The sequence below is a fragment of the Hydrogenophaga sp. genome (genome assembly GCF_036675665.1).
Lineage (GTDB): Bacteria > Pseudomonadota > Gammaproteobacteria > Burkholderiales > Burkholderiaceae_C > Hydrogenophaga.
The window spans coordinates 213,446-234,573 of record NZ_JAKFEO010000031.1 but is presented as its reverse complement, the minus strand read 5'-3'; the positions used below and the strand labels follow the sequence as shown (position 1 = coordinate 234,573).

The following is a 21,128-nucleotide window of genomic DNA, read 5'->3' as shown; positions in this document are numbered from 1 at the left end:
TGGTTCAACTCCTGTCGAAGAGCGAGGCGGATTGCCTCACCCGTCAACATGGCAGAACCAGCGCCGGAACGAATAACCACGATGCTGCCGGAGCGATTACCGCGAAAGCGGTTTAGTCCATCGGCCACTAGCAGACATTTGAGAGCGTGACTAAAACAGAGTTCGCAATCCTTGCCCTTTGGGTCATGCTCCCGCCTTTGCTCGTTGGTGGTGCCATGGTATGGAGACTAAAGCGGGGAATTCGTCCACAGATTGCCTTTGTGCTGCTTTCGACGGCATTGGCGGTTGCTCTCTTCCTGTTTGCTCCCAGCTGGCTTGGCCGCTACCTCGGGTTGCGTGACGCGGAAATTCTGGGAACATTTGTGATGTGGTCACCACTTGGTTGGATTTGTGCGGCAGCAACGGTGCTTCTGGCGATACTTCTCTCGTTTCGGCTAAGGCGTTCATGACGACGGGCTGTCCTGCGCCTTTCGATGCTTAGGCGCCTCAGGCAGTACTCGGCCAGGAGCAGTCGTTCTCAGTCGAACAGATAGATTCCCGCATTGGAGACCAAGATGGCTGGACCCACGATGTCAGACGAGAAGTACCAGTCCCTCACCAAGGGACAGCGGGTTGCCTACTGGTCGATAGTCGCCGGCGTCGCCGCATTCCTCGCCTACATGTTTCTTTTCTATCGACAGTGATGTTGTAGGCCGCTCATGGACCGGTCCAGCCTGAGCTAGCATGACGTCCATCGGCCATAAGCGGACATTTCAAATGATCGAAACACCCCTTGCACGCTTGCAGGCTTGGTACCGAGCGACGTGTAACGGCGACTGGGAACACCAACACGGAATTGCCATAGAAACGCTAGACAACCCTGGCTGGCACGTTCGGATCGATGTCGCAGGTACGGAGCTAGCGAATAGCCCGTTTGAACGCATTGAGATTCAGCGCGACGACGAGAACGATTGGATGACGTGCTGGGCTGAAGACTCATTGTTTCAGGGGACGGCGGGTCCGGGCAACCTTGAAGAATTGCTAGGCGCTTTTTTGGACTGGGCCAGCGCGAGCCCTAGATAGCCAAAATGTTCGCGCTATTCCTCGTCCGCTTCGGGCCCGCTCTGCCTGAGCTAGCATGGCGGTCATCGGCCAGATGCGGACATTGAGTTATGCAAGAACATCGACTAATACGATTGCTTTTGGGCTCCGCATCCTTCGTTGCTGGCTCGGATGGGTAGCATTCGCGTTGCTGAGCGGCGGAGAGCTTCTCGCAGAATTCCAGCAGTCGCCGGTGCGTTGGTTGGGCGTTCTGTTTTGGGCCCCGCCATTTGGGGTTGCGTTTTGCGGAACAGCGTGCGCTGCATATGGCATAGCGTTGTTCAGATATTTCGAGCGACCCCGGCGCACTCTGCTCATACAGCTTGGCGTGAATGCAACAAGCGCCCTCCTTTTTGTTGCCCTTGTCGCCAATCTATTTTGAGAAGCTCGGATTCCGAGGGACGCCCGCTTTGGGCCCGATTTGAGCCTCGGCTACGATGGGTGCCATCGGCCAGAAGCAGACATCAGACGTATGACTGACAACCAAATAATTGCTGTACTTCTTGCTGCCTTTGGAGTGTTTGTCGGACTCGTGGGCGACAAAGAAGTTGGCAGGCCCCTCGGCAAATTTGGTCGTCTTTTTTCACTCCCGCTTGGCTATGTGAAACGCTGGAAGTACTTTTGGGCACTCGTCCTCGTCGCCGTTGCCACACGGTTATATTTTCAGTAGCCTCGGCCAACAGCATACATTCATGAGACCTACCATTCCTCTCGCAAACTGGATGCTGGCGGTAGAGCTCGATCTAACTGCTGCCGTGCAGTGCAGCCCGGACACTCCTGCGTTCCAATGCACCTGCGAGCAGTGCACTATGTGGCATCAACATTGGCGGGATCTGCTTCCTCTGCAGACATCGGAACAGTTGCAGCGATTGAAGGTCGAGGTAGACCGCCCCAGCGACCTCTATGCGTATGGCCAGACGGATGACGGAACCGATGTGCGAGCCATCTTTCACGCCGTTGGGAAAATCCTCTCTGGTCCTGTCAGCTCGACCTATGACCCTGTAAATGGCCCCCACCTAGACTATGTAATGCTTCGCCCTAAGCCTGCCTGGCTTGGCCTTCGCGTAGCCTCAGGCAAGGATGCAGTGAGCGCTCGGCCGCGCATAGATTTGAAGGACGGAAACCGTCTCATCGAGATCGACTTCAGGCTTCACGTACCCGCCAGCATTTTGAACTCAGAGCAACGCCGAGGCCGGGCAAGAGCAACTTAGCCAGAGTTCCGCTTTGGGCCCGAAGGGGGCATTGGACTGACTACTCGCGCTTCGTGCGGCGAAGTATTTGAACGGTCTGAACCAGATACACAAATCCAATGACGACGAAAAGAACGGCTAGCGCCATCACCGTGAAATCCGTCGCTGAATAAACCAACTCAGCAGGCAAAAGTGTCCTCTTGTGCAGCACCCAAAGAGCCAAAAGCCAAGCGCCTGCAGTGGCCGCCACATTGGCGGTAACTTGGAATGACCTGCTCTGAGTATTCATCCGTGTCCTCGAAGTCTGTTCCTGGCCGACTGTAGCCGGTCTCGGCCTCAGGCTCTCAGCGCTGTCTCACGCCTCGCCGGCCTTCCAGTCTGGGCTGTAACCGCCAAGCGCCGGGTGGTACATCTCGTCCCCGTCGTGCTGAGTGAACTCGACGTTGAGTCGGTTCTCTTGCAGGCCGAGAATGTCAACGCAGTGCTGGCAGAGGGCCTTTGCTACCTGCATTCGCAGCTCGGCGGGCCGGCCTCTGCGGATGTCCAACATAAGCATTGAGACGGGCGTCGGCTCGTCCCCCATCTCTGGAATGCGCCACACCCCGCCCTCGCCCAGCTCACGGATGGCGACGCTGATTCGCCGAATGTCCACGGACATCATGCGCGCGTAGGTTTCACTCATCGCCGCGGCCAACCGCTTCTTGTCGCCTACGGAATAGCTGCAGGTCACGTCTAACTGAAGGTACGGCATAAAAAATCGATGGAACGAAGTGAGCGAATGTCCGGTCGTGGCCGATCTGGGACATGCTACCGGGGCGCGTTTGCTTGAGGAAGAACATCTAGGGGAGGCGCAGCAAAACGCCGTGTCCGCGCCACACATAGGCTTGCAATGTCTGCAGCAGCTCCGGCAGCTGACTCTCGATCCCTGCGATTTGGAGGAGCTGAATGACCGCGATGTGGCAAGCGCTGCAGGCTCAGCTCTCTATCGCGACTGTCGGCTGCCGCTGCCAAGCCGATCCTGAGATCCGGAAGGGCGGGTCAAGACTGGTCTCAGTCGTTCGACTTCAATACGCTCAATACGCGGCCGACAGGTTCCGACCCGTTTCGGCCGTTGGCGTCGGGGATGCTGACCCGTGGAAAGCAGCCCTTGAGCGCGGGAGATCACCGACAGGGCGTGGGGTGGCACTTACCGGAACGCATCTCTCAGCCCATCTCTGCCAAGGCTGTAATGCGCAGAGCAGGCTGACCTGCAGTCGCATTCAGGCTTTGTGGTCCAACTGGTCGGCAGTGAATTGGAGCGCGCGCAGCGCGAGCCCCGGATCCTCGCTGTACTGGGCCTGCACGATGGCGCCATCCACGGCGATGCCCAAGGCCTCGGCCATTTGCCTCCGCTGACCCGACGGCGGCAACAAGGCTTCGATGGCATCGGTCATCTGCTGCTTGTGCAGTCGGGTGGCTTCAACGACCGCAGGTATCGCGGGGCCCATCTCGCTGACGCCGTTGAGAAAGGCACAGCCGCGGAAACCGCCGAGCGCCTGGCCGCTGAACCATTCTTTCATCACGGGCGGCAGCGCCTGTGCGCCCCGTGACGCGCCGCCATGGCGCGCCAAAGCCTCCGTGAACCACGTCATCCACAGGTCATGTCGACGGTTCAGGTACGCCAGGATCAGGTCGTTCTTGCTCGGGAAGTGTCTGTAGAAGGTCACCTTGGTCACGCCGGCCTCGGCGATGACGCGGTCGATCCCGGTGGCTCGCAGGCCCTCGGCATAGAAGAGGTCGTGCGCCGTGCGCAGGATGCGTTCTCTTGCGGGCAGGTCGCCGATGTTGACATCAGTGCGTGGGGTCATGCCCGCACTATAGACAGACTTGTCTACATGCGCCAGAATTCGCACGTAGACAGATCTGTCTACGTGCCGCCGGTCTGCGGCCCATCCTGACCATTCACTGAAAGCCACTGCCATGGACACCCGCCCCCCGCTGCCGCCGTTCACTCGCGAAACGGCCATTCAGAAGATTCGCCTGGCCGAAGACGGCTGGAATAGCCGCGATCCCGCACGCATCGTGCTGGCCTACAGCCCCGACACGGTCTGGCGCAACCGGGCGGAGTTCCCTCGGGGCCGCGCCGAGGCGCAAGCCCTGCTGGAGCGCAAGTGGGCGCGGGAGCTGGACTACCGCTTGATCAAGGAGCTCTGGGCCTTCGACGGCAATCGCATCGCGGTGCGGTTTGTGTACGAGTGGCACGACGACGCCGGCAACTGGTTCCGCAGCCACGGCAACGAGAACTGGGCGTTCGACGAACAGGGATTGATGACGCATCGCCACGCGAGCATCAACGACCAGCCGATCAAGGCCGAAGACCGCAAGTTCCATTGGCCGCTCGGCCGGCGCCCGGACGACCATCCAGGGCTCACGGCGCTGGGCCTTTGACCTGAACGCACAGCCACGCCAGACGCGTGCAAGCTGAGCCCCAGCGCCGCGGAACCAGCCACCCGCCTGCACCAGGAACTGATGCGTGGGACTGCGCAGGTCGAGCAGAGAAGTGGCCCCGGCTTGCCCGTCCAGAGCAAGCGCCCCTCCTTCACTCCCGCGAAGCCAATGCGGTCGTTCGCGAGGGGCCGCTCATGGCCGATTGCGGCAGTCTAGCCGTGGCACCGCTGCCTGCAAGCCGCAGACCTTCATGTGCAACGTCTGAATGACTGCAATGTGGTGCAGATTGCACGTTCGGTGCGCAAGCGCAGGTGGCAGCAATCGCTGGAAGCTGTGTGAAAACGCGCAAGCACAGCGTTTTCAGGAGTACCGAAACCATTCCCGAGGTCTCGATCGCCGATCCTGATGCGATCTGAGAGGTCGACTTTCAGGTTGCTCGCAGCGACAGGCGTTTTCACACAGCCTCGCTGCATTGCAGTCAACCTCAGCGCACAAAGAGCGCCAAAACGTTGCGGCCTCCCGTCCATCACCTGGCGTTGCCAGCGTGAATCAATCCGTCAGGTGATCGCTTTTCCAGCCGCGATCAGGCTCACCTTGCGGAGCTGTTCGACATAGTGACCGAGTGAGGGCGTTCGAGCGCCTGGCACCTTGGCCAGGTCGTCGTAGCGACGCAATCGAACCGCCGCCTGGGCATGCGGGTTCTTCATGAATCGGGCGGCCTGCTCCTCATCAAATGCACCCCCCTGCAGTTGCAGGCTGCGCACGGAGGCGGGTGAGAGCGTGTCGAGGTAAGCCGGATCGACGCGGCACAGATACCGTTTGGCATCCACATGCAGACGGATGGGCTCCAGCACGTCGTCGCCGAAGGTGGCCCGCAGGAATGGCAGCGCGATGTATTGGTGCAGATCGTCGCGTGGAGTCTCTGCCCCGCCGGCATCATCGTCTTTGCCTCGGAGCATGTGCCCCAGGTCATGCAGCAGGGCGGCGGCCATGGTCGGGGTTGACTCACCCGCCGCCTCGGCCAGGTGCGCGCATTGCAGCGCATGGTCGAGCTGGCTGACGGGCTCGCCGCCGTATTGCGCGGCGCCTTTGCGCAGAAGCAATTCGCCAATCTCGTCAATGGTCATGCTCATGGGCCCACCTACACCGCGATTTTCCGGATGCGCGCCGAGACCACGTCGATCGCGCTCACGGTGAGCACGATGATGATCATCACGGCGCAGGTCTCGGGGTACTGGAAGCCGCGGATGATTTCCCACAGCACCACACCGATGCCACCGGCGCCCACCATGCCCACCACCGATGCCGAACGCACATTGGCCTCGAAACGGTACAGCGTGTACGAGATCCACAGCGGCATCACCTGCGGGATCACGCCATACACGATCTCGTGCAGTGCGCTGGCACCAGTCGACCGGATGCCTTCAACCGGCTGCGGGTCGATCGCCTCGACCGCCTCGGAGAACAGCTTGGCCAAGGTGCCGGAGGTGTGTATCCACAAGGCCAGCACGCCCGCGAACGGCCCCAGACCCACGGCCACGACGAACAGCATGGCGAACACCATTTCGTTGATGGCGCGGAACGAATCGAGCAGGCGGCGCACCGGCTGGTACACCCACCACGGCACGATGTTGCTGGAGGCCAGCAGCGACAGAGGAATGGCGGTGACCACCGCCAGGGCCGTGCCCCAGAGCGCGATCTGCAGGGTGATCACCATCTCGGTGACGTAGATGCGCCAGTCCGAGAAGTTGGGCGGGAAGAACTCGGCCGCGTAGGTCGCCATGTTTCCCGAATCGCGCCACAGCGCCAGGGGGCGCATGTCGGCACCGTTCCACGACGCGGCCAGCAGCGCCAGCAACGCACCCCACGACACGTACCAGGCCAGGCCGTGCCTGGGCGCGGCGGTCTGTGCCAAGGTTTGCCATTTGGGGTGGGTCAGGGTGTTCATGGGTGCGGCCGGCGTGGATCAGTTCAAGGCAGAGAGCTGCTGGTCGATGGCCGCGATCTGGGCCTTCTTGTCGGCGTCGCTCAGGGTGCCATCGGACTCGATCTTGTTGCGCTTGCCAAACAGGTCGAGCTGGCGGATCGGGATCAGCTGGTCGTTGCTCGACGCCTTGAAGCCCGAGAGTTTGGAGAGCTGCATCACGATGGCTTTTTCGCGCGCATCGGTCTTGGCGTAGTTGACGAAGAAGGTCTTGATCTTCTGCTTGGTGGCCTCGGGCACGCCCTTGTTCAGCACCAGCGGATCCAGCGGGATCAGGGGCGAGGTCCAGATGATGCGGATGGCCTGGGCCTTCTCGGGCTGGCGATCCTGGAGCTTGCCCATCGTCTCGCTGTTGGTCACGGCCACATCAACCTGCTTGTTGGCCGCGGCCAGGGCATTGGTTTCGTGGTTGGCGCTGCGCACGGTCTTGAAGTGCGTCTTGGCGTCGATCTTGTTCTTGGCAAACACGTAGTAGCCCGGCACGAGGAAACCACTGGTGGAGTTCGGGTCACCGTTGCCGAAGCTCAGCGACTTGCCGTTCTTGATCACGTCGTCCAGCGAGGTGAGCGGGCTGTCCTTGTGCACCACGAAGTGCGAGTAATAGCCCTGGGTGCCATCGGCGTTGACCATCTGGGCGAACACCTCGCCGTTGGCGCGGTCCACGGCCTCCATGGCCGACTTGTTGCCCAGCCAGGCCACCTGCACCTTGTTGAAGCGCATGCCTTCGATGATGCCGGCGTAGTCGGGCGCGAAGAAGGCCTTGACCTTCAGACCGGTCTGCTTCTCCATGTCGTCCAGCAGGGGCTGCCAGTCGGCCTTGAGGTTCTGGGTGGACTCGGTCGAGATGATGCCGAAGTTGATGTCCTGGGCGTGTGCCAGGGTGAAGGTGAGGCCGGCGGCGAGCGCGACCAGGGCGCGTTGGATCATGGATGGCTCCAGTGAGTTGACAGGAAACGAAGGGACGGGACGAAGGTAGGCGCCGTTCAGGCGGCCTGGGGAATCGGTTGCACCCACGTGGCGGCGGGGGCCGTGGGCAGGCGCGTCACGCCGGTGTGCACGCTTTCGCTGCCGTTCAGGATCTCGTCGGCCTGCATGCCATAGAGATCGCGCAGCAGCGCGGTGGTGAGCTGGGCGGACGGGCCGTCGAACACCACGCGGCCCTGGTGCAGGGCCACGGTGCGGGTGCAGAAGCGGCGCGCCATGTCCACCTGGTGCAGCGAGACCACCACCGTGCAACCGTCTTCGCGGCAGATGCGCGAGAGGATCTCCATCACGTTGCGCGAGGACTCCGGGTCGAGCGAGGCGATCGGTTCGTCGGCCAGCACCACGCGGGCGCCCTGCACCAGGGTGCGCGCGATGGCGGCCCGCTGCTGCTGGCCGCCCGACAGCGTGGAGGCCCGCTGCGCATGGCAGTCGGCAATGCCCACGCGGTCCAGTGCTTCCAGCGCCAGGGCGCGCTCCCGCACGGTGAAGATGCGCGTGACGGCACGCCACCAGGGCATCTGGTGCAGACGGCCCACCAGCACATTGACGAGCACGGGCAGGCGGTCGACCAGGTTGAACTGCTGGAACACGAAGCCGACGCCTGCGCGCGTGCGCCGCACGTCGCGCTGGATCTGGCCGCCGAGCTGCACGCAGTGGCCGTTGACCTCGATGCACGAGTCACCACCCGCGTCGGACGGCATCAGGCCGGCGATGTGGCGCAACAGCGTCGACTTGCCCGAGCCGGATGCACCGATCAAGGCCACCATCTCGCCCTGGCCGATCTCCAGGTTGATGTTGTTGAGGGCGTGTTTGCCGTTGCCAAAGTGCTTGTCAAGGTTGCGGATTCGCAGGCTCATGTCGCTACCACTCCAAAGAGATGTCTATACAAGCCAGTGTCGGAAGCTGCCGTGACAGTTTCTTGACGCACCGGAGACGTTTTCGCGGCACGCGATCAAAGGACACGCTGGCCTTCGCGCCAGACCGCGCGCACCACCCCGTGCTGCGATCCATCGGGCAGGTCCACCAGCCGCACCTGGATCAGGTCGGCGCGCAGGCCGTCCTGCAGCGCGCCCCGGTCCTGCAGGCCGGTGGCGCGTGCCGGGTTCAGCGACACCATGGCAATGGCCTCGGGCAGCGTGGCCAGGCCATCGCGCACCAGCCGCAGCGCCGCACCCAGCAGGCTGGCGGGCACGTAGTCGCTGGAGAGGATGTCCAGCAGGCCCTGGCGCGCGAGTTCGGCCGCGGCCACGTTGCCCGAGTGGGAGCCACCCCGCACCACGTTGGGTCCACCCATCACGGTCAACAAGCCCCGTTCGTGCGCGGCCCGCGCGGCGGTGACGGTGGTCGGAAACTCCGACATGCTCGCGCCCTCGGCATGGGCTTGTTCCACATGGCCTTCGGTGGTGTCGTCGTGGCTGGCCAGGGCAATGCCGTTGTCGCGGCAGTGGTCCACGAACCACGCGCGGTGCGGCTCCACGTAACGCGCCTGCAGCTCGGCCGACAGGGCCAGCTGGCGATTGAACTTCTCGTCGCTCCAGCCCTTCTTGCCGGTGAAGTAGGTGCGGGCCTGTTCGATGTCTTCCCACTGGCGCTGACCGGGCGTGTGGTCCATGAGCGAGATGAGCGACAGCCGCTCGTGGCCATGGAAGGGCTCGAACAGTTCGATGGTGTTGGGCGCGGGCAGCTCGCACCGCACATGCAGGTGGTGATCGGCGCGCAGCAGGCCCGCCTGCCCGGCGTGGTCGATGGTGTCGAGCACGGCATGCCAGGTGCTGCCGCGCAGGCTCTCGGGATCGGCATCGCCCACGCCCAGCGCGTCGAACACCGTGGTGATGCCGGCGGCGGCCAGCTCGGCGTCGTGCGCGATCAGCGCGGGCAGCGTGGCCCACTGCACCTTGGGGCGCGGCATGAGATGGCGCTCGAAGTTGTCGGTGTGCATCTCCACCAGGCCCGGCATGAGGTAGTCACCCTCACAGTCGATGGCCGAGGCGAGCGCAACGTCCGAGTCGATGGCGTCGATCCGGCCGTCTTTCACGGTCAGGCTGCCCAGCATCACCTGGTCGGGCAGCACCAGCCGGGCATTGCGGAATGCGGTGTTCATGTGAGCCTCCGGAAGCTGGCAACGTCGACACGGCGGGTGGCCACCGCGTCGCCCACGGCGCGGTCGTGAAAGATGCCGATGACGGCCGATCCGGCTTGCACCGCTTCGCGGATGAGGTCGATCACGGTGGCGGTGTTGGCGGCGTCCAGCGACGCGGTGGGCTCGTCCAGCAGCAGCAGCGGGCGCTGGCGGATCATGTTGCGGGCGATGTTCACGCGCTGCTGTTCGCCACCTGAAAACGTGGCCGGTGGCAGCGACCACAAGGGTTCGGGAATGCGCAAACGCGCGAGCCAGTGGCGCGCCGTGGCCCGCGCGGCTTCCTGGGGCACACCCGCTTCGACCAGGGGTTCGGCCACCACGTCGAGCGCGGGCACGCGCGGGATCACGCGCAGGAACTGGCTCACATAGCCCACGGTGTCGCGGCGGATGCGCACCAGCGATCTCGCCTCGGCCGCGGTCACGTCCAGCTCGGGCTCGCCGGGCGGGCGCAACAGGATGCGCCCCGCGCTGGCGAGGTAGTTGGCGTAGATGAGCTTGAGCAAGGTGCTCTTGCCCTGCCCCGACGGCCCGTCCAGCACCACGCATTCCCCGGCGGCCACGCGCAGGTCGACCGCGTCGAGCACATGCAGTTCGGTGCCCTGCTGGTGGTGCAGCGTGAAGGTCTTGCTCACGCCGCGAAGTTCGAGCATGGGTTCGGTGGTGGTGTTCATGGCTGCAGGACGGAAGAAACGAGGAGCTGGGTGTAGGGGTGCTGGGGATCGTCCAGCACCTGGTCGGTGAGTCCGGTCTCGACGATGCGGCCGCGCTGCATGACGACCATGCGGTGGGCCAGCAGGCGCGCCACGGCCAGGTCGTGCGTGACGATCACCACCGCCAGCTGCATCTGCTGGCTGAGCTGGCGCAGCAGATCCAGCAGGCGCGCCTGCACCGACACGTCCAGACCCGAGGTGGGTTCGTCCATGAACACCAGCCGCGGGTGCGTGACGAGGTTGCGCGCGATCTGCAGGCGCTGGCGCATGCCGCCGGAGAACGTGCGGGGCGTGTCGTCGATGCGCGCGGGGTCGATCTCCACGCGGGACAACCAGTCCATGGCGGTGCTCCGAAGCCGTCCGTAGTGCCGCTCGCCCAGACCCATGAGGCGCTCGCCCACGTTGGCGCCCGCCGAGACGTCCATGCGCAGGCCTTCGGCCGGGTTCTGGTGCACGAAGCCCCAGTCGGTGCGCGCCAGCAGCCGCTGCTGCGCTTCGCTCAGGCGGTGCACGTCGTGCATGAGCCCGTCGCGCGCGAGGAACTCCACCGTGCCGCTGGAGGGCCGGTTGCGCGCGGCCATGGCGTTGAGCAGGGTGGTCTTGCCCGAACCCGACTCGCCCACCACGGCCAGCACTTCGCCGGGCCACAGATCGAACGAGGCGTCTTGCAAGGCCACACGCGGGCCGTAGTGCTGGCCGACCTGGCGCACACGCAGCAGAGGCAGGCTCGAGGCCACAGGAGGAAGGGTTGTCATGAGAGGTCCTGGTGGGTGTCGCGGTCGGCGCGCCGCTCCTGGCAGTGGTCCGAGTCCGAGCACACGTGCATGCGGTCGCCGCTGTCGCTGGTGATGATCTCGTCGAGGAACGAGTCGGTGGCCCCGCAGAGCGCGCAGGCGGCGTCCCATTTCTGCACTTCGAACGGGTGGTCGTCGAACGCCAGGCTCTCGACCGGCGTGTAGGGCGGCACCGCGTAGATGCGTTTCTCGCGGCCGGCGCCGAAGAGCTGCAGCGCCGGGTTCATGTGCAGCTTGGGGTTGTCGAACTTGGGGATGGGCGACGGCGCCATGAGGTAGCGCCCGTTGACCATGACGGGGTAGTCGTAGGTGGTGGCGATGTGGCCGTGGCGCGCGATGTCTTCGTAGAGCTTGACGTGCATGAGCCCGTACTCGGCCAGCGCGTGCAGGGTGCGCGTCTCGGTGGCCCGAGGCTCCAGGCGCTGCATGGGCTCGGGCACCGGCACCTGGTACACCATGATCTGGCCCTCGGCCAGCGGTGTCTCGGGGATGCGGTGGCGGGTCTGGATGACGCTGGCCTGGCGCGTGCGCGTGGTGGTGGCCACGCCCGCGGTGCGCTGGAAGAAGCGGCGGATGTTGACCGCGTTGACGGTGTCGTCCGAACCCTGGTCGATCACCTTGAGGGTGTCGGTCGGACCGATGACGGCGGCCGTGACCTGAATGCCGCCCGTGCCCCAGCCGTAGGGCAGCGGCATCTCGCGCGAGCCGAAGGGCACCTGGTGCCCCGGAATGGCCACCGCCTTCAGGATGGCGCGGCGGATCATGCGCTTGGTGCGCTCGTCCAGGTAGGCGAAGTTCACCCCCGCTTCGGTGGAGGCTTCGGTCTCTGCCACCGCGTTGAAGGTGGAAGGGTCCATGGGCGCGTTCATTGCTGTGTCTCCTCGGGGCGGGGTGCACGGGTCAGGGCCTCGGCGCGCATCTGGCGCACCAGCGCCAGCTCGGACTGGAAGTCGACGTAGTGCGGCAGCTTCAGGTGCTGGACGAAGCCCGACGCCTCCAGGCTGTCGCTGTGCGAGAGCACGAACTCGGGCATCTGCGCCGGCGACTCGACCATCTCACCGAGCTCTTCCGCACGCAGCGCCCGGTCGACCAGGCTCATGGCCATGGCCTTGCGCTCGCTGTGGCCAAAGGCCAGGCCGTAGCCACGCGTGAAGGTGGGTGGCTCGCTGGCGCTGCCGGCGAACTGGTTGACCATCTCGCATTCGGTGATCTCCAGATCGCCGATGGAGATTGCAAACCCGAGCTCTTCGGGCTCCACCACCAGCTCCACCTGGCCCACGCGCAGCTCGCCCACGAACGGGTGCGAGTGCGCATAGCCGCGCTGGGTGGAATAGGCCATGGCGAGCAGGAAACCTTCGTCGCCGCGCGCCAGGTTCTGCAGGCGCGTGGCCCGGTCGGCGGGGAAGCGCAGCGGTTCGCGCGTGAGGTCGCGCGGCATGGGGTCGCCCTCCGGCGGCGGGCTGCGCTCGATCAGGCCTTCCTGGTTCAGCAGGTCGACCACGCGGGGCACGGCAGTGCTGGGCGCTGCAGCGGGCTCGGCGGTGGCGGGCGGCACGCCGCCTTCGGCCAGCAGCGCAAAGTCGAGCAGGCGCTGCGTGTAGTCGTAGGTGGGGCCCAGCAGTTGCCCGCCGGGCAGGTCCTTGAAGGTGGCCGAGATGCGCCGCTCCAGCTGCATGCGCGCGGTGTCCAGCGGGCGGGTGGTGCCCAGGCGGGGCAAGGTCGCGCGGTAGGCGCGCAGCAGAAAGATGGCCTCGACCAGATCACCGCTGGCCTGCTTGATGGCCAGCGCGGCGAGCTCGGGGTCGTACACCGAGCCTTCGGTCATCACACGGTCCACGGCCAGCTTGAGCTGCGACTGGATCTGCGCCACGTCCAGCTCGGCCAGAGCCGGGTCGCCCCGGCGCTGGCGGTCGAGCAGCCGGTAGCTGTTGAGGATGGCGGTTTCCCCGCCCTTGACGGCAACGTACATGCTCAGGCCTCCATTGCCGATTCGGCGTTGATGCAGGCCGTGCGCGGCAGGCCGCAGACCTCGGTGTGGGTGGCGAGGAACACATCGACCCCGCGTGGAAAGGCTGCGTGGTTGGCCGCCCACTGCGCCACGAAACCCGCCGGCAGGCCCCGGACGTCCAGGTCCTGGATGGTCTGGATGCCTGGCCCGCTCAGGCGCAGGGGCTCACCGCCCTGGAACGCCGGCACATCCATCACCAGCGTGGCCGAGCCCTGCGGGTCGGCATCGCTGCCCTGCGCGAGCGTGGCCAGCTCGGGCACCGCATCGCCCTGGGCCACCCACACAACATCCGCCTGACCTGCCGCATCCACGCAGCGGCAGCCGGTGTGAAAGCGCAGCCACGCCGCCGTGGATGAGCCGGCCAGGGTGGGCGAGAGCCAGAGCGTGCAATCGGCATCGAGCAAGGCCAGCAGCAACACGGCGGCGGCGCGATGGCCGAGCTCGGGACACTCGGCCTCGATGGGCATGGCCAGGGGCCGGCCGGGATGGGACAGCGCGTGCAGCGCCACGCGAAACACCGCCTGGCTGCCCAGGGCTTCGCTGGAAAAGCCGGCCCGCATGTCTTGAAGGGTGTCGGCGTTCATGCGTCTTCCTCTGCATCGGCGCCGCCATCGGATTCGCGGACCATGGTGAAAAAATCGACCCGGGTGCTCTGCGCGCGTGCCGAGCGTTCGGCCGCCAGCTGGCGCAGGTGCTGGCGCACCGGCTCGAGCAGGCGCGCATCGAGTCCGTCGGTGTGCGCGGGGTCTTGCAGCAGCGCGTCGGCCACGGCGGCCAGGGTGCAGCGCCGCGCGTCGCGCCCCGTCACCCAGGCCACGCCGGCGTGGGCGCTCTCCAGCCGCAAGGCGCAGCGGGTGACGGTGATCTCGCCCAGGTTGAAGCGCTCGGCCGTGCCCCCCACGCGGCCCTGCACCATCATCAAACCGGTCTCGGGCCGGCGCAGCCAGTGAACACCGGGGCCGAGGTGGGTGGCCACCGAGCTCTCCAGCAACGCCAGCGGCGCGCGCGCCAGCAAGGCCATCCAGTCGGGGCGTAACAGCGGCCGGTTGGGGCCGCTGTTGTCAAAAGCGTGAAACATCGTGGTGTTACCCTGTCACTTGTATAGACAACTTGTCGAACACCGCAAGCGTAGACCGATCACAAGTAGCTTTCATGACAAACCCACTCACAACCACCATCGAGACCGGCGAACATTTCTGGACACAGATCGCCAACGAGATCGCCCAGGCGATCGGCCAGGGCGTGTACCCACCGGGCGAGCGCCTGCCTTCCGAGCACTCGCTGGCCGAGCGCTTCGGGGTGAACCGCCACACCATCCGCCGCTCGCTGGCCGCGCTGGTGCAGCGCGGCCTGGTGCGCGCCGAGCAGGGCAGCGGCACCTATGTCGAAGATTTCGCGGTCGATCTGGCGATCGGCAAGCGCACGCGGCACCGGCAGAACCTGGCACAGGCGGGTTTGCGTGGTGGTCTGGTGGTGCTGCACGACGAACGCACGCGCGCCACGGCCGACCAGGCGCGTGCGCTGAAGGTGCCCGCGCGCAGTCCGCTGCTGCACCTGCTGGTGCTGGGCGAAGGTGCGGGCCAGCCGCTGCACGTGAGCGACCGGTACTTTCCCCTGCCCCGCTTTCAGGGGCTGGCCGAGGTCGTGCGCGAGACCGGGTCGATCACCGCGGCCTTCACCACGCTCGGGGTGAACGACTACATCCGCCACGAGAGCCGCATCAGCGCCCGGCTGCCGGATGCGCGCATCGCCGGGCACTTGCGCCAGGGCACGGCGCGACCATCGCTGTACGTCACCAAGGTCAACACCGACATGCAGGGCCTGCCGATCGAATACGCCGAGACCTGGTTCGCCGGCGATCGGGTCACGCTGACGGTGAACCACGATGGCGAATGAACAACCGCACCGGGTCGCGCTGTACTGGGCGCCCCGGCCCGAGAGCGCGCTGTGGCAGGCGGGCTGCCAATGGCTGGGCCGCGACGCGGCCACGGGCGAGCGATGGACCCAACCGGCCGTCGACGGCATCGCCACCGAATCCTTCGAGGCGCTCACGGCCGAGCCGCGCCGCTATGGCTGGCACGCCACGCTGAAGCCGCCCTTCCGGCTGCGCGAAGGCATCCACCTGAAGGACGTGGACGAGGCCGTGCAGACGCTCGCAGGCGAGTTCAAGGCGGGCCTGATGCCCGCGCTGCGGGTGGAGCCCCTGGGCAACTTCCTGGCCCTGCGCCCACAAGGCGAGCCGGCGGCTGCCAACGCGCTGGCTGCCGCGTGCGTGGAAGCGCTGCAACCGCTCAGCCGACCCCTGTCGACCGAGGACCTGCAGCGCCGCCGACGCGCACCGCTCACACCGCAGCAGGACGCCCTGCTCCAACGCTGGGGCTATCCCTGGGTGTTCGACGAGTTCCGTTTCCATTGCTCGTTGACCGGTCCGCTGGATGGGCTGGACGCCGGGTCTCGAGAGGCCTTGATGCAAGCGGCTGGTCGCACGTTCAACCACCTGCCGCCCGAGCCGCTGAACAGCATTGCGATCTTCATCGAGCCCACGCCGGGTGCCGATTTCCAGCTGCACCGGCACTGGGGGCTGTCCGCATGAACCAACGCCTCGTCTACGTGGTGGGCCCCTCCGGTGCGGGCAAGGACAGCCTGCTGCAATGGCTGGTGCAACACCCGCCCGCGCACACCCGACTGCATCTGGCCCGGCGCACCGTGACGCGCCCCGCCTCGGCGGGGGGCGAAGATCACGAAGCCGTGGATGCGCCCGCCTTCGCCGCATTGCTCGAAGCCAACGCCTTTGCCCTGCATTGGTCCGCCAACGGCCTGCAGTACGGCATTCGCACACAGGAATTCGCGGCGCTGGCCACCGGCGCCTGGGTGCTGGTGAGTGGCTCCCGTGCTCACCTGGCGCAGGCGCAACAGCGCTACCCGGGTTTGAGCGCCGTGCACGTGCACGCCACGGCCGGCGTGTTGCGCCAGCGCCTGCGTGCGCGCCAGCGCGAGTCGAATGCCGAGGTGGAAGCGCGCCTGCACCGCGCGCTGGCGTTCGACGCCCCGGCGGACGCGTTCTGCCTCACGAACGACGCCGACCTGGAGAGCGCCGGTCAACGCCTGAAGTCACACCTGTTCTCGCTGCCGACCCCGCGGGGCGACGTGACCGCTCAAGCTCAGGACAGCCGGCAGGTGATCTGAAGCCCGCTGTGGTCGCTGGGCGTGATGCCGCGCGCATCGGGTCGGTCAACGCGCAGCACGGTGGCCGCCGTCATCTGCACCGTGGCGCGACTGAGCGAGGGAACCACCAGCACGTGGTCCAGCACCTGCCCCTGGCCTGACGCATCGACACAGGTGGGCTCGCGGACTTGGCCGGCCAGTTCAAAGCTGTCCTGCAAGTGCCACGGTGCACCCGTGAAATCGCGCAGCGCCGGTGCCTCCAGCGGATCGTTGAAGTCACCACAGACCAGCGTGAGCGATGCCGGCCCGATCTGGTTCAGATGCTCCAACACGGCCTGCAACTGGCGCTGGCGCAGCGCATCACCGACCCCACCCCGCAGATGGCTGAGGTGCACATTCGCCACGGTGACAGGGTGTGCGCCCACCCGCAGCTGGACCACCTGGGCCATGCGACCGCCATCGGCCTCGCTCGACGGCAACACCACGTTGTCCACCCGCAGCACCGTGACGCGGGTCAGCACGGCCTGGCCGGAGAAGCTTGGCACCTGACGGCCGGCAAACGAGCGCAACTTGGGCCTGGCCAGCGCCTGCACGGCGCGCAGGCCGGTGGCGGCGGCCAACCGCCCTGCGGTGTCCGCGCTGCCGTCTTCGGCCACAAACGCTTCCTGCAAGGCCACCACATCGGGCGCCAGGTCGATCACGCCCTGCGCCAACAGCCCTATGCGCTGGGCGTAGTGCCCGTCGCACTTCCAGCTGTTGAGCGTGAGCAGACTGAAGCCGGCACTGCTCAAGGTTCGACCCAGCCCACCGCCTCGGGCATGGGGGTGGCGGCCTTGTGGCGGGGCGCGGCTGGCAGTGCCATAGGCGCCCCCAGCGCGGCATGCGCCAGACGACCGGCAATCAGGTGCAGGGCCACGCGTGCCGGCATGGCGGCCGGCGGTTCGACCACCAGCACATCGGCACGCTGACCCACCGCGAGGTGGCCACGGTCGTGCAGGCGCGCCGCGTCCGCAGGGTTGCTGGAGACCAGCGCCCAGGCGTCTTCGAAGCTGCAGGCACCGTCGGCCGCCAGTCGAAACGGGGCCTGCAGCATGGCGGGGTAGTAGTAGTCGGAGGTGAGCACGGTGCACAGACCTTCGGCCACCATGGTGGCGGCGCCCACGGCGTTGCTCTGGTGGCTGCCGCCGCGCACCACATTGGGCGAGCCGAACACCACGTGGTTGCCCAGGGCGCGCGCCACACGGGCGGTTTCGCGGTTCTTGGGAAACTCCGAGATGCTGCAGGCCAGGCCCTGGTACCAGTGCCGGATGTCGGCGGTCATGTCGTCGTGCGAAGCCTGCGGCACGCCCGCGGCCACCGCCGCTGCGGCCAGGCGTTCGATGGACGCAGGCACCTCGCTGGCGCGCGATGCCACACGGTGGGCCAGTTGCCTCAGTGCATCGGCACCCAGGCCGGTGCGCTGCAGCACCGTCATGGCCTCCAGCGGCTTGTCCAGCTTTTTCACGATGTCGGCCGTGTGGTCGTTGAAGGCCAACAGCGCCACCCGGCCCTGCGCCAGCCAGCGCAGGGCGTCGGCCTCGCCATCGAGGTTGAAGGTCTCCTGGCGCAGATGCAGGCGCGTGTCGCAGGCCAGGTGCGTGCGCGCCGACTCCAGCGCCTCCATCAGCGCCACCAGGCTGTCGCGGCTGCGCAAGCCGGGTTCCCACGAATGGGTCACACCATGGAAGGCAGTGGAAATGCCGTTGGCCACGAGCTGTCGGTCGGTGTCGGCCAGGGCGATGCGCATGTCGAAGTGCACACCGGGGCGGGGCATGAGCTGGCGCTCGAAGGCGTCGCCATGCAGGTCGATCATGCCCGGCAGCACCAGGCGCCCACCGGCTTCCAGCACCGGGTGGCCCCGCGTGCCATCGGCGATGTCCGTGATCACACCGTCCTCGATCAGCACGACAGCGTCGTCTTCCCACCCGGTGGGCAGCAAGGTCCTGCCACCCACGATCGCCCAGCTTCGTCTGTTCAACATGCCATTTCCTGTCTAGACAACTCAAAGCAACATGGTGGCGGTTCCAGATGACAGAACGACGACGCTGGCGCCGACGACAGCGATGTCACGAAAGATTCACGTCCGCTCCACGGGGCTGTCATGCGACGCGCAGAACCTAGGGAAGTTGTCTAACCAACTTGGAGAAACTCCCCATGAAACCTGTGTTCCGAGCCACCCGCCTGCTGGCCACCCTCACGCTGGGCCTGGCCACGACCCTGGCCGCCAGTGCCCAGACCTTGCGCATCGCCGTGACCGACATTGTTGGTCTGGAGAACCTCCAGCGCGAGTACGCACCGTTCCAGAAAATCCTGTCCGACAAGTCGGGCATGAAGGTCGAGCTGTTTCCCGTGCCCAACCGCACCGCGGCGGTGGAAGCGCTGAACGCGAAGAAGATCGACCTCGTGCTGACCGGCCCGGCCGAGTACGTGGTGTTCAAGAAGCGCACCGACGCCAAGCTGGTCGTGGGCTTCAGCCGGCCGGAGTACTACGGATCGGTGGTGACGCTCGTGGGCTCGGGCGTGGACGGCGTGGAAGACCTCAAGGGCAAGAAGGTGGCCCTGGGTGACGTGGGGTCCACCTCGCGCCACCTCGCACCCATCCAGGTGCTGGCCGATCTGGGCCTGCAGCCGCAGCGTGACGTGCAGGTGATGCACATCAACCGCAACGTGGCGGTGGAAGCCATGAAGCGTGGCGACGTGGCCGCCATCGGCATCAACCGCACCGACCTGCCCGGTCTGAGCAAGAAGTTTCCGGACGTCGTGTTCAAGGTGATCGCCCGGGGCCGCGATCTGCCCAACGACGTGCTGCTGGCCGGGGCCCACGTGCCCGACGCGGTGGTGAGCAACATGAAGAAGGTGTTCAGCGAGAACAGCGAAGCACTCATCAGCGCCGTGCTGCTGGGACCCGACGAAAACCAGAAATTCCGGGGCATGGCCTTCATCCCCACCGTCGCCGACAGCGACTACAACTACGTGCGCAAGATGTACGCCACCATCGGCCAGCCGCAGTTCGCCACCTTCGTGGGGGATTGAATGACACCCGACCTGCTGGTGCGCGGCGTGGGCAAGGCCTTCATCACCGGTGCGCCGGTCCTCACCGACATCAGTTTCTCGGTGCCGGCCGGGCAGTCGCTGGCACTGATCGGCTCCAACGGCGCGGGCAAGTCCACGCTGCTGCGCTGCTGCATGCACCTGATCGCGCCCGACCAGGGCACGGTGCAACTCTTCGGTGAATCGTTGCACGCGCAATCGGCCAAAAGCCTCAGGGCGCTTCGCGCGCAGGTGGGTTTTGTGTTTCAGAAGCACAACCTGGTGCCTCGCCTCTCGGCGCTGTCCAACGTGCTGCACGGGGCATTGACCCGCGCCCCGGTTGGCCAGGCCTGGTTCCAGGGCACGGCGCCCCGGCAGTTGCGCGAGGAGGCGATGCATTGCCTGGAACGCGTGGGTCTGGCCGAGCATGCGCTGCAGCGGGCCGATCGCCTCTCGGGCGGACAGTCCCAGCGTGTGGCGGTGGCGCGTGCGCTGATGCAACGCCCGCGCTTCCTCGTCGCCGACGAACCGGCGGCCAGCCTGGACCCGGTCTCGGGTGACGAGGTGATGGGGCTCTTCGCGAGCCTGGTGGAGCGCGACGGCCTGACCCTGCTGTTCACCTCACACGACCTGGGCCACGCGCTGCGCTACGCAGACCGCGTGATCGCTCTCAATCGCGGTCGCATCGTCAAGGACACCCCGTCCCACCAGACCGATGCGCTCGTCCTCAGACGCCTCTATGACACCCCGACCACCCATGCCGACACACGCACCGCCACAGCGCTTTGAGCGCATGAGCGCGGGCACCTTCGTGGCTTGCACCGTTGCCGGCGCCTTCTTCGTGTGGTCCCTGCAGGGCACGGGTGTCTCGCTCACCGACTTCTTCGAAGGCTTCCCCCAGATGGGGCGCCTGGTGGGCGAGATGCTGCCGCCTTCGACCGCCCGGCTGGAGGCGGTGGGTCGCGCCCTGCTGGAAACCTTTCAGATGGCATTGGTGGGAACCGTGGTGGGTGTGCTGCTGAGCGTGCCCATCGCCGTGCTGGCCACGCCGCACCTCTCGCCGCATCCGGCCGTGTACCACGCAGCGCGCACGCTCATCGCGTTCTTTCGCACCGTGCCCGATCTGGTGTGGGCGCTGCTCTTCGTGGTGTCCGTGGGACTCGGCCCGTTCGCAGGCACGCTGGCACTCGTCGTGGACAAGATCGGGTTCTGCGGCCGCTTCTTCGCCGAGGCCATGGAAGAAGTGGACCGCGGCCCGCAAGAGGCGCTGTCGGCCATGGGCGCGAGCAAGCCCTCGATCATCATGTGCGCGGTGATTCCGGCGGCATTGCCTTCGTTCATCAACACCTCGCTCTTCAGCCTGGAAAAGGCCACGCGCTCCTCGGTCATTCTGGGCCTGGTCGGCGCGGGCGGCATCGGCATCGAGCTCAAGGTCGCGATGGACTTGTTCAGCTACGACGAGGCGGCCACCATCATCCTGGCCATCTTCGCGCTGGTGCTGGTGGTCGAACGCGTCAGCGCGGTGCTGCGCAGGCGCGTGATGTAAGGCTGCTCTGCCATGAATCTGCCACACAGGC

At 66.0% G+C, this 21,128-nt stretch carries 23 protein-coding genes; 8 read left to right on the top strand and 15 right to left on the bottom strand.

Annotated elements, in window-relative coordinates; all coding sequences use genetic code 11:
• The first annotated feature begins 723 nt into the window (after positions 1-723).
• Positions 724-1,062 carry an immunity 53 family protein gene (locus V6M63_RS24565; protein ID WP_442909584.1) on the top strand — a complete coding sequence of 113 codons (339 nt, stop codon included), beginning with the start codon at positions 724-726 and terminating at the stop codon, positions 1,060-1,062.
• Positions 1,063-2,625: 1,563 nt separating this feature from the next.
• On the opposite strand, the gene V6M63_RS12640 is transcribed toward V6M63_RS24565, so the two are convergent.
• Together V6M63_RS12640 and V6M63_RS12635 are read right to left on the bottom strand one after the other, a co-directional pair.
• Positions 2,626-3,021, bottom strand: coding sequence for a tautomerase family protein (locus V6M63_RS12640; protein ID WP_332742272.1), 396 nt, complete (start codon positions 3,019-3,021; stop codon positions 2,626-2,628).
• 508 nt (positions 3,022-3,529) lie between these two features.
• Positions 3,530-4,117 (bottom strand): TetR/AcrR family transcriptional regulator, encoded by a 588-nt coding sequence (locus V6M63_RS12635; protein WP_332742271.1) that lies wholly within the window; start codon positions 4,115-4,117, stop codon positions 3,530-3,532.
• 112 nt (positions 4,118-4,229) lie between these two features.
• On the opposite strand from V6M63_RS12635, the gene V6M63_RS12630 reads away from it, so the two are divergent.
• Positions 4,230-4,697, top strand: a complete 468-nt coding sequence (locus V6M63_RS12630) for a nuclear transport factor 2 family protein (protein ID WP_332742270.1) — start codon at positions 4,230-4,232, stop codon at positions 4,695-4,697.
• A 557-nt stretch (positions 4,698-5,254) separates the two neighbouring features.
• On the opposite strand, the gene V6M63_RS12625 is transcribed toward V6M63_RS12630, so the two are convergent.
• From V6M63_RS12625 to phnG, 11 genes are all read right to left on the bottom strand, one after another.
• The gene (locus tag V6M63_RS12625; RefSeq protein WP_332742268.1) at positions 5,255-5,830 is read right to left on the bottom strand and encodes a phosphonate degradation HD-domain oxygenase; all 576 of its coding nucleotides are present in this window, start codon (positions 5,828-5,830) and stop codon (positions 5,255-5,257) included.
• 8 nt (positions 5,831-5,838) lie between these two features.
• Positions 5,839-6,645: a phosphonate ABC transporter, permease protein PhnE gene (gene phnE, locus V6M63_RS12620; protein ID WP_332742266.1), complete on the bottom strand. Its 807-nt coding sequence runs from the start codon at positions 6,643-6,645 to the stop codon at positions 5,839-5,841.
• An 18-nt stretch (positions 6,646-6,663) separates the two neighbouring features.
• Positions 6,664-7,608: a phosphonate ABC transporter substrate-binding protein gene (gene phnD / locus V6M63_RS12615; RefSeq protein WP_332742264.1), complete on the bottom strand. Its 945-nt coding sequence runs from the start codon at positions 7,606-7,608 to the stop codon at positions 6,664-6,666.
• A gap of 56 nt (positions 7,609-7,664) precedes the next feature.
• Positions 7,665-8,522 carry a phosphonate ABC transporter ATP-binding protein gene (gene phnC / locus V6M63_RS12610; RefSeq protein WP_332742262.1) on the bottom strand — a complete coding sequence of 286 codons (858 nt, stop codon included), beginning with the start codon at positions 8,520-8,522 and terminating at the stop codon, positions 7,665-7,667.
• Positions 8,523-8,617: 95 nt separating this feature from the next.
• Positions 8,618-9,766: an alpha-D-ribose 1-methylphosphonate 5-triphosphate diphosphatase gene (locus V6M63_RS12605; protein ID WP_332742260.1), complete on the bottom strand. Its 1,149-nt coding sequence runs from the start codon at positions 9,764-9,766 to the stop codon at positions 8,618-8,620.
• The gene (gene phnL / locus V6M63_RS12600) at positions 9,763-10,476 is read right to left on the bottom strand and encodes a phosphonate C-P lyase system protein PhnL (protein WP_332742258.1); all 714 of its coding nucleotides are present in this window, start codon (positions 10,474-10,476) and stop codon (positions 9,763-9,765) included. Before phnL ends, V6M63_RS12605 begins: the two co-directional genes overlap by 4 nt.
• The gene (gene phnK, locus V6M63_RS12595; RefSeq protein ID WP_056268856.1) at positions 10,473-11,270 is read right to left on the bottom strand and encodes a phosphonate C-P lyase system protein PhnK; all 798 of its coding nucleotides are present in this window, start codon (positions 11,268-11,270) and stop codon (positions 10,473-10,475) included. The genes phnL and phnK overlap by 4 nt, the downstream gene beginning before the upstream one ends.
• Positions 11,267-12,178, bottom strand: a complete 912-nt coding sequence (locus V6M63_RS12590) for an alpha-D-ribose 1-methylphosphonate 5-phosphate C-P-lyase PhnJ (RefSeq protein WP_442909583.1) — start codon at positions 12,176-12,178, stop codon at positions 11,267-11,269. The genes phnK and V6M63_RS12590 overlap by 4 nt, the downstream gene beginning before the upstream one ends.
• Positions 12,175-13,278, bottom strand: coding sequence for a carbon-phosphorus lyase complex subunit PhnI (locus V6M63_RS12585; protein WP_332742254.1), 1,104 nt, complete (start codon positions 13,276-13,278; stop codon positions 12,175-12,177). The genes V6M63_RS12590 and V6M63_RS12585 overlap by 4 nt, the downstream gene beginning before the upstream one ends.
• A gap of 2 nt (positions 13,279-13,280) precedes the next feature.
• Positions 13,281-13,901 (bottom strand): phosphonate C-P lyase system protein PhnH, encoded by a 621-nt coding sequence (phnH, locus tag V6M63_RS12580; RefSeq protein ID WP_332742252.1) that lies wholly within the window; start codon positions 13,899-13,901, stop codon positions 13,281-13,283.
• Positions 13,898-14,395 (bottom strand): phosphonate C-P lyase system protein PhnG, encoded by a 498-nt coding sequence (gene phnG, locus V6M63_RS12575; RefSeq protein ID WP_332742251.1) that lies wholly within the window; start codon positions 14,393-14,395, stop codon positions 13,898-13,900. The genes phnH and phnG overlap by 4 nt, the downstream gene beginning before the upstream one ends.
• Before the next feature lie 74 nt (positions 14,396-14,469).
• Between phnG and phnF the strand changes: the two genes are divergently transcribed.
• From phnF to phnN, 3 genes are read left to right on the top strand one after another with little or no spacing between them, the layout of a single operon-like run.
• Complete coding sequence (phnF, locus tag V6M63_RS12570) at positions 14,470-15,213, top strand: phosphonate metabolism transcriptional regulator PhnF (RefSeq protein ID WP_332742249.1); 744 nt, start codon at positions 14,470-14,472, stop codon at positions 15,211-15,213.
• Positions 15,203-15,910: a DUF1045 domain-containing protein gene (locus V6M63_RS12565; protein WP_332742247.1), complete on the top strand. Its 708-nt coding sequence runs from the start codon at positions 15,203-15,205 to the stop codon at positions 15,908-15,910. Before phnF ends, V6M63_RS12565 begins: the two co-directional genes overlap by 11 nt.
• A complete protein-coding gene (gene phnN / locus V6M63_RS12560; protein WP_332742245.1) occupies positions 15,907-16,503 on the top strand; it encodes a phosphonate metabolism protein/1,5-bisphosphokinase (PRPP-forming) PhnN in 597 nt (198 codons plus the stop codon). The genes V6M63_RS12565 and phnN overlap by 4 nt, the downstream gene beginning before the upstream one ends.
• Here the strand turns inward: phnN and V6M63_RS12555 are convergent.
• Together V6M63_RS12555 and V6M63_RS12550 are read right to left on the bottom strand one after the other, a co-directional pair.
• Entirely contained in the window at positions 16,479-17,273 is a 795-nt protein-coding gene (locus V6M63_RS12555; RefSeq protein WP_332742244.1) for an endonuclease/exonuclease/phosphatase family protein, read from the bottom strand. The two genes, phnN and V6M63_RS12555, sit on opposite strands and share 25 nt — an antisense overlap.
• The gene (locus V6M63_RS12550) at positions 17,270-18,502 is read right to left on the bottom strand and encodes an alpha-D-ribose 1-methylphosphonate 5-triphosphate diphosphatase (RefSeq protein WP_332742243.1); all 1,233 of its coding nucleotides are present in this window, start codon (positions 18,500-18,502) and stop codon (positions 17,270-17,272) included. Before V6M63_RS12550 ends, V6M63_RS12555 begins: the two co-directional genes overlap by 4 nt.
• A gap of 173 nt (positions 18,503-18,675) precedes the next feature.
• On the opposite strand from V6M63_RS12550, the gene V6M63_RS12545 reads away from it, so the two are divergent.
• From V6M63_RS12545 to phnE (V6M63_RS12535), 3 genes are read left to right on the top strand one after another with little or no spacing between them, the layout of a single operon-like run.
• Positions 18,676-19,554, top strand: coding sequence for a PhnD/SsuA/transferrin family substrate-binding protein (locus tag V6M63_RS12545; RefSeq protein ID WP_332742242.1), 879 nt, complete (start codon positions 18,676-18,678; stop codon positions 19,552-19,554).
• A complete protein-coding gene (locus tag V6M63_RS12540; protein ID WP_332742240.1) occupies positions 19,555-20,340 on the top strand; it encodes a phosphonate ABC transporter ATP-binding protein in 786 nt (261 codons plus the stop codon).
• The gene (gene phnE / locus V6M63_RS12535) at positions 20,309-21,097 is read left to right on the top strand and encodes a phosphonate ABC transporter, permease protein PhnE (RefSeq protein ID WP_332742238.1); all 789 of its coding nucleotides are present in this window, start codon (positions 20,309-20,311) and stop codon (positions 21,095-21,097) included. The genes V6M63_RS12540 and phnE (V6M63_RS12535) overlap by 32 nt, the downstream gene beginning before the upstream one ends.
• Positions 21,098-21,128 lie beyond the last annotated feature (31 nt).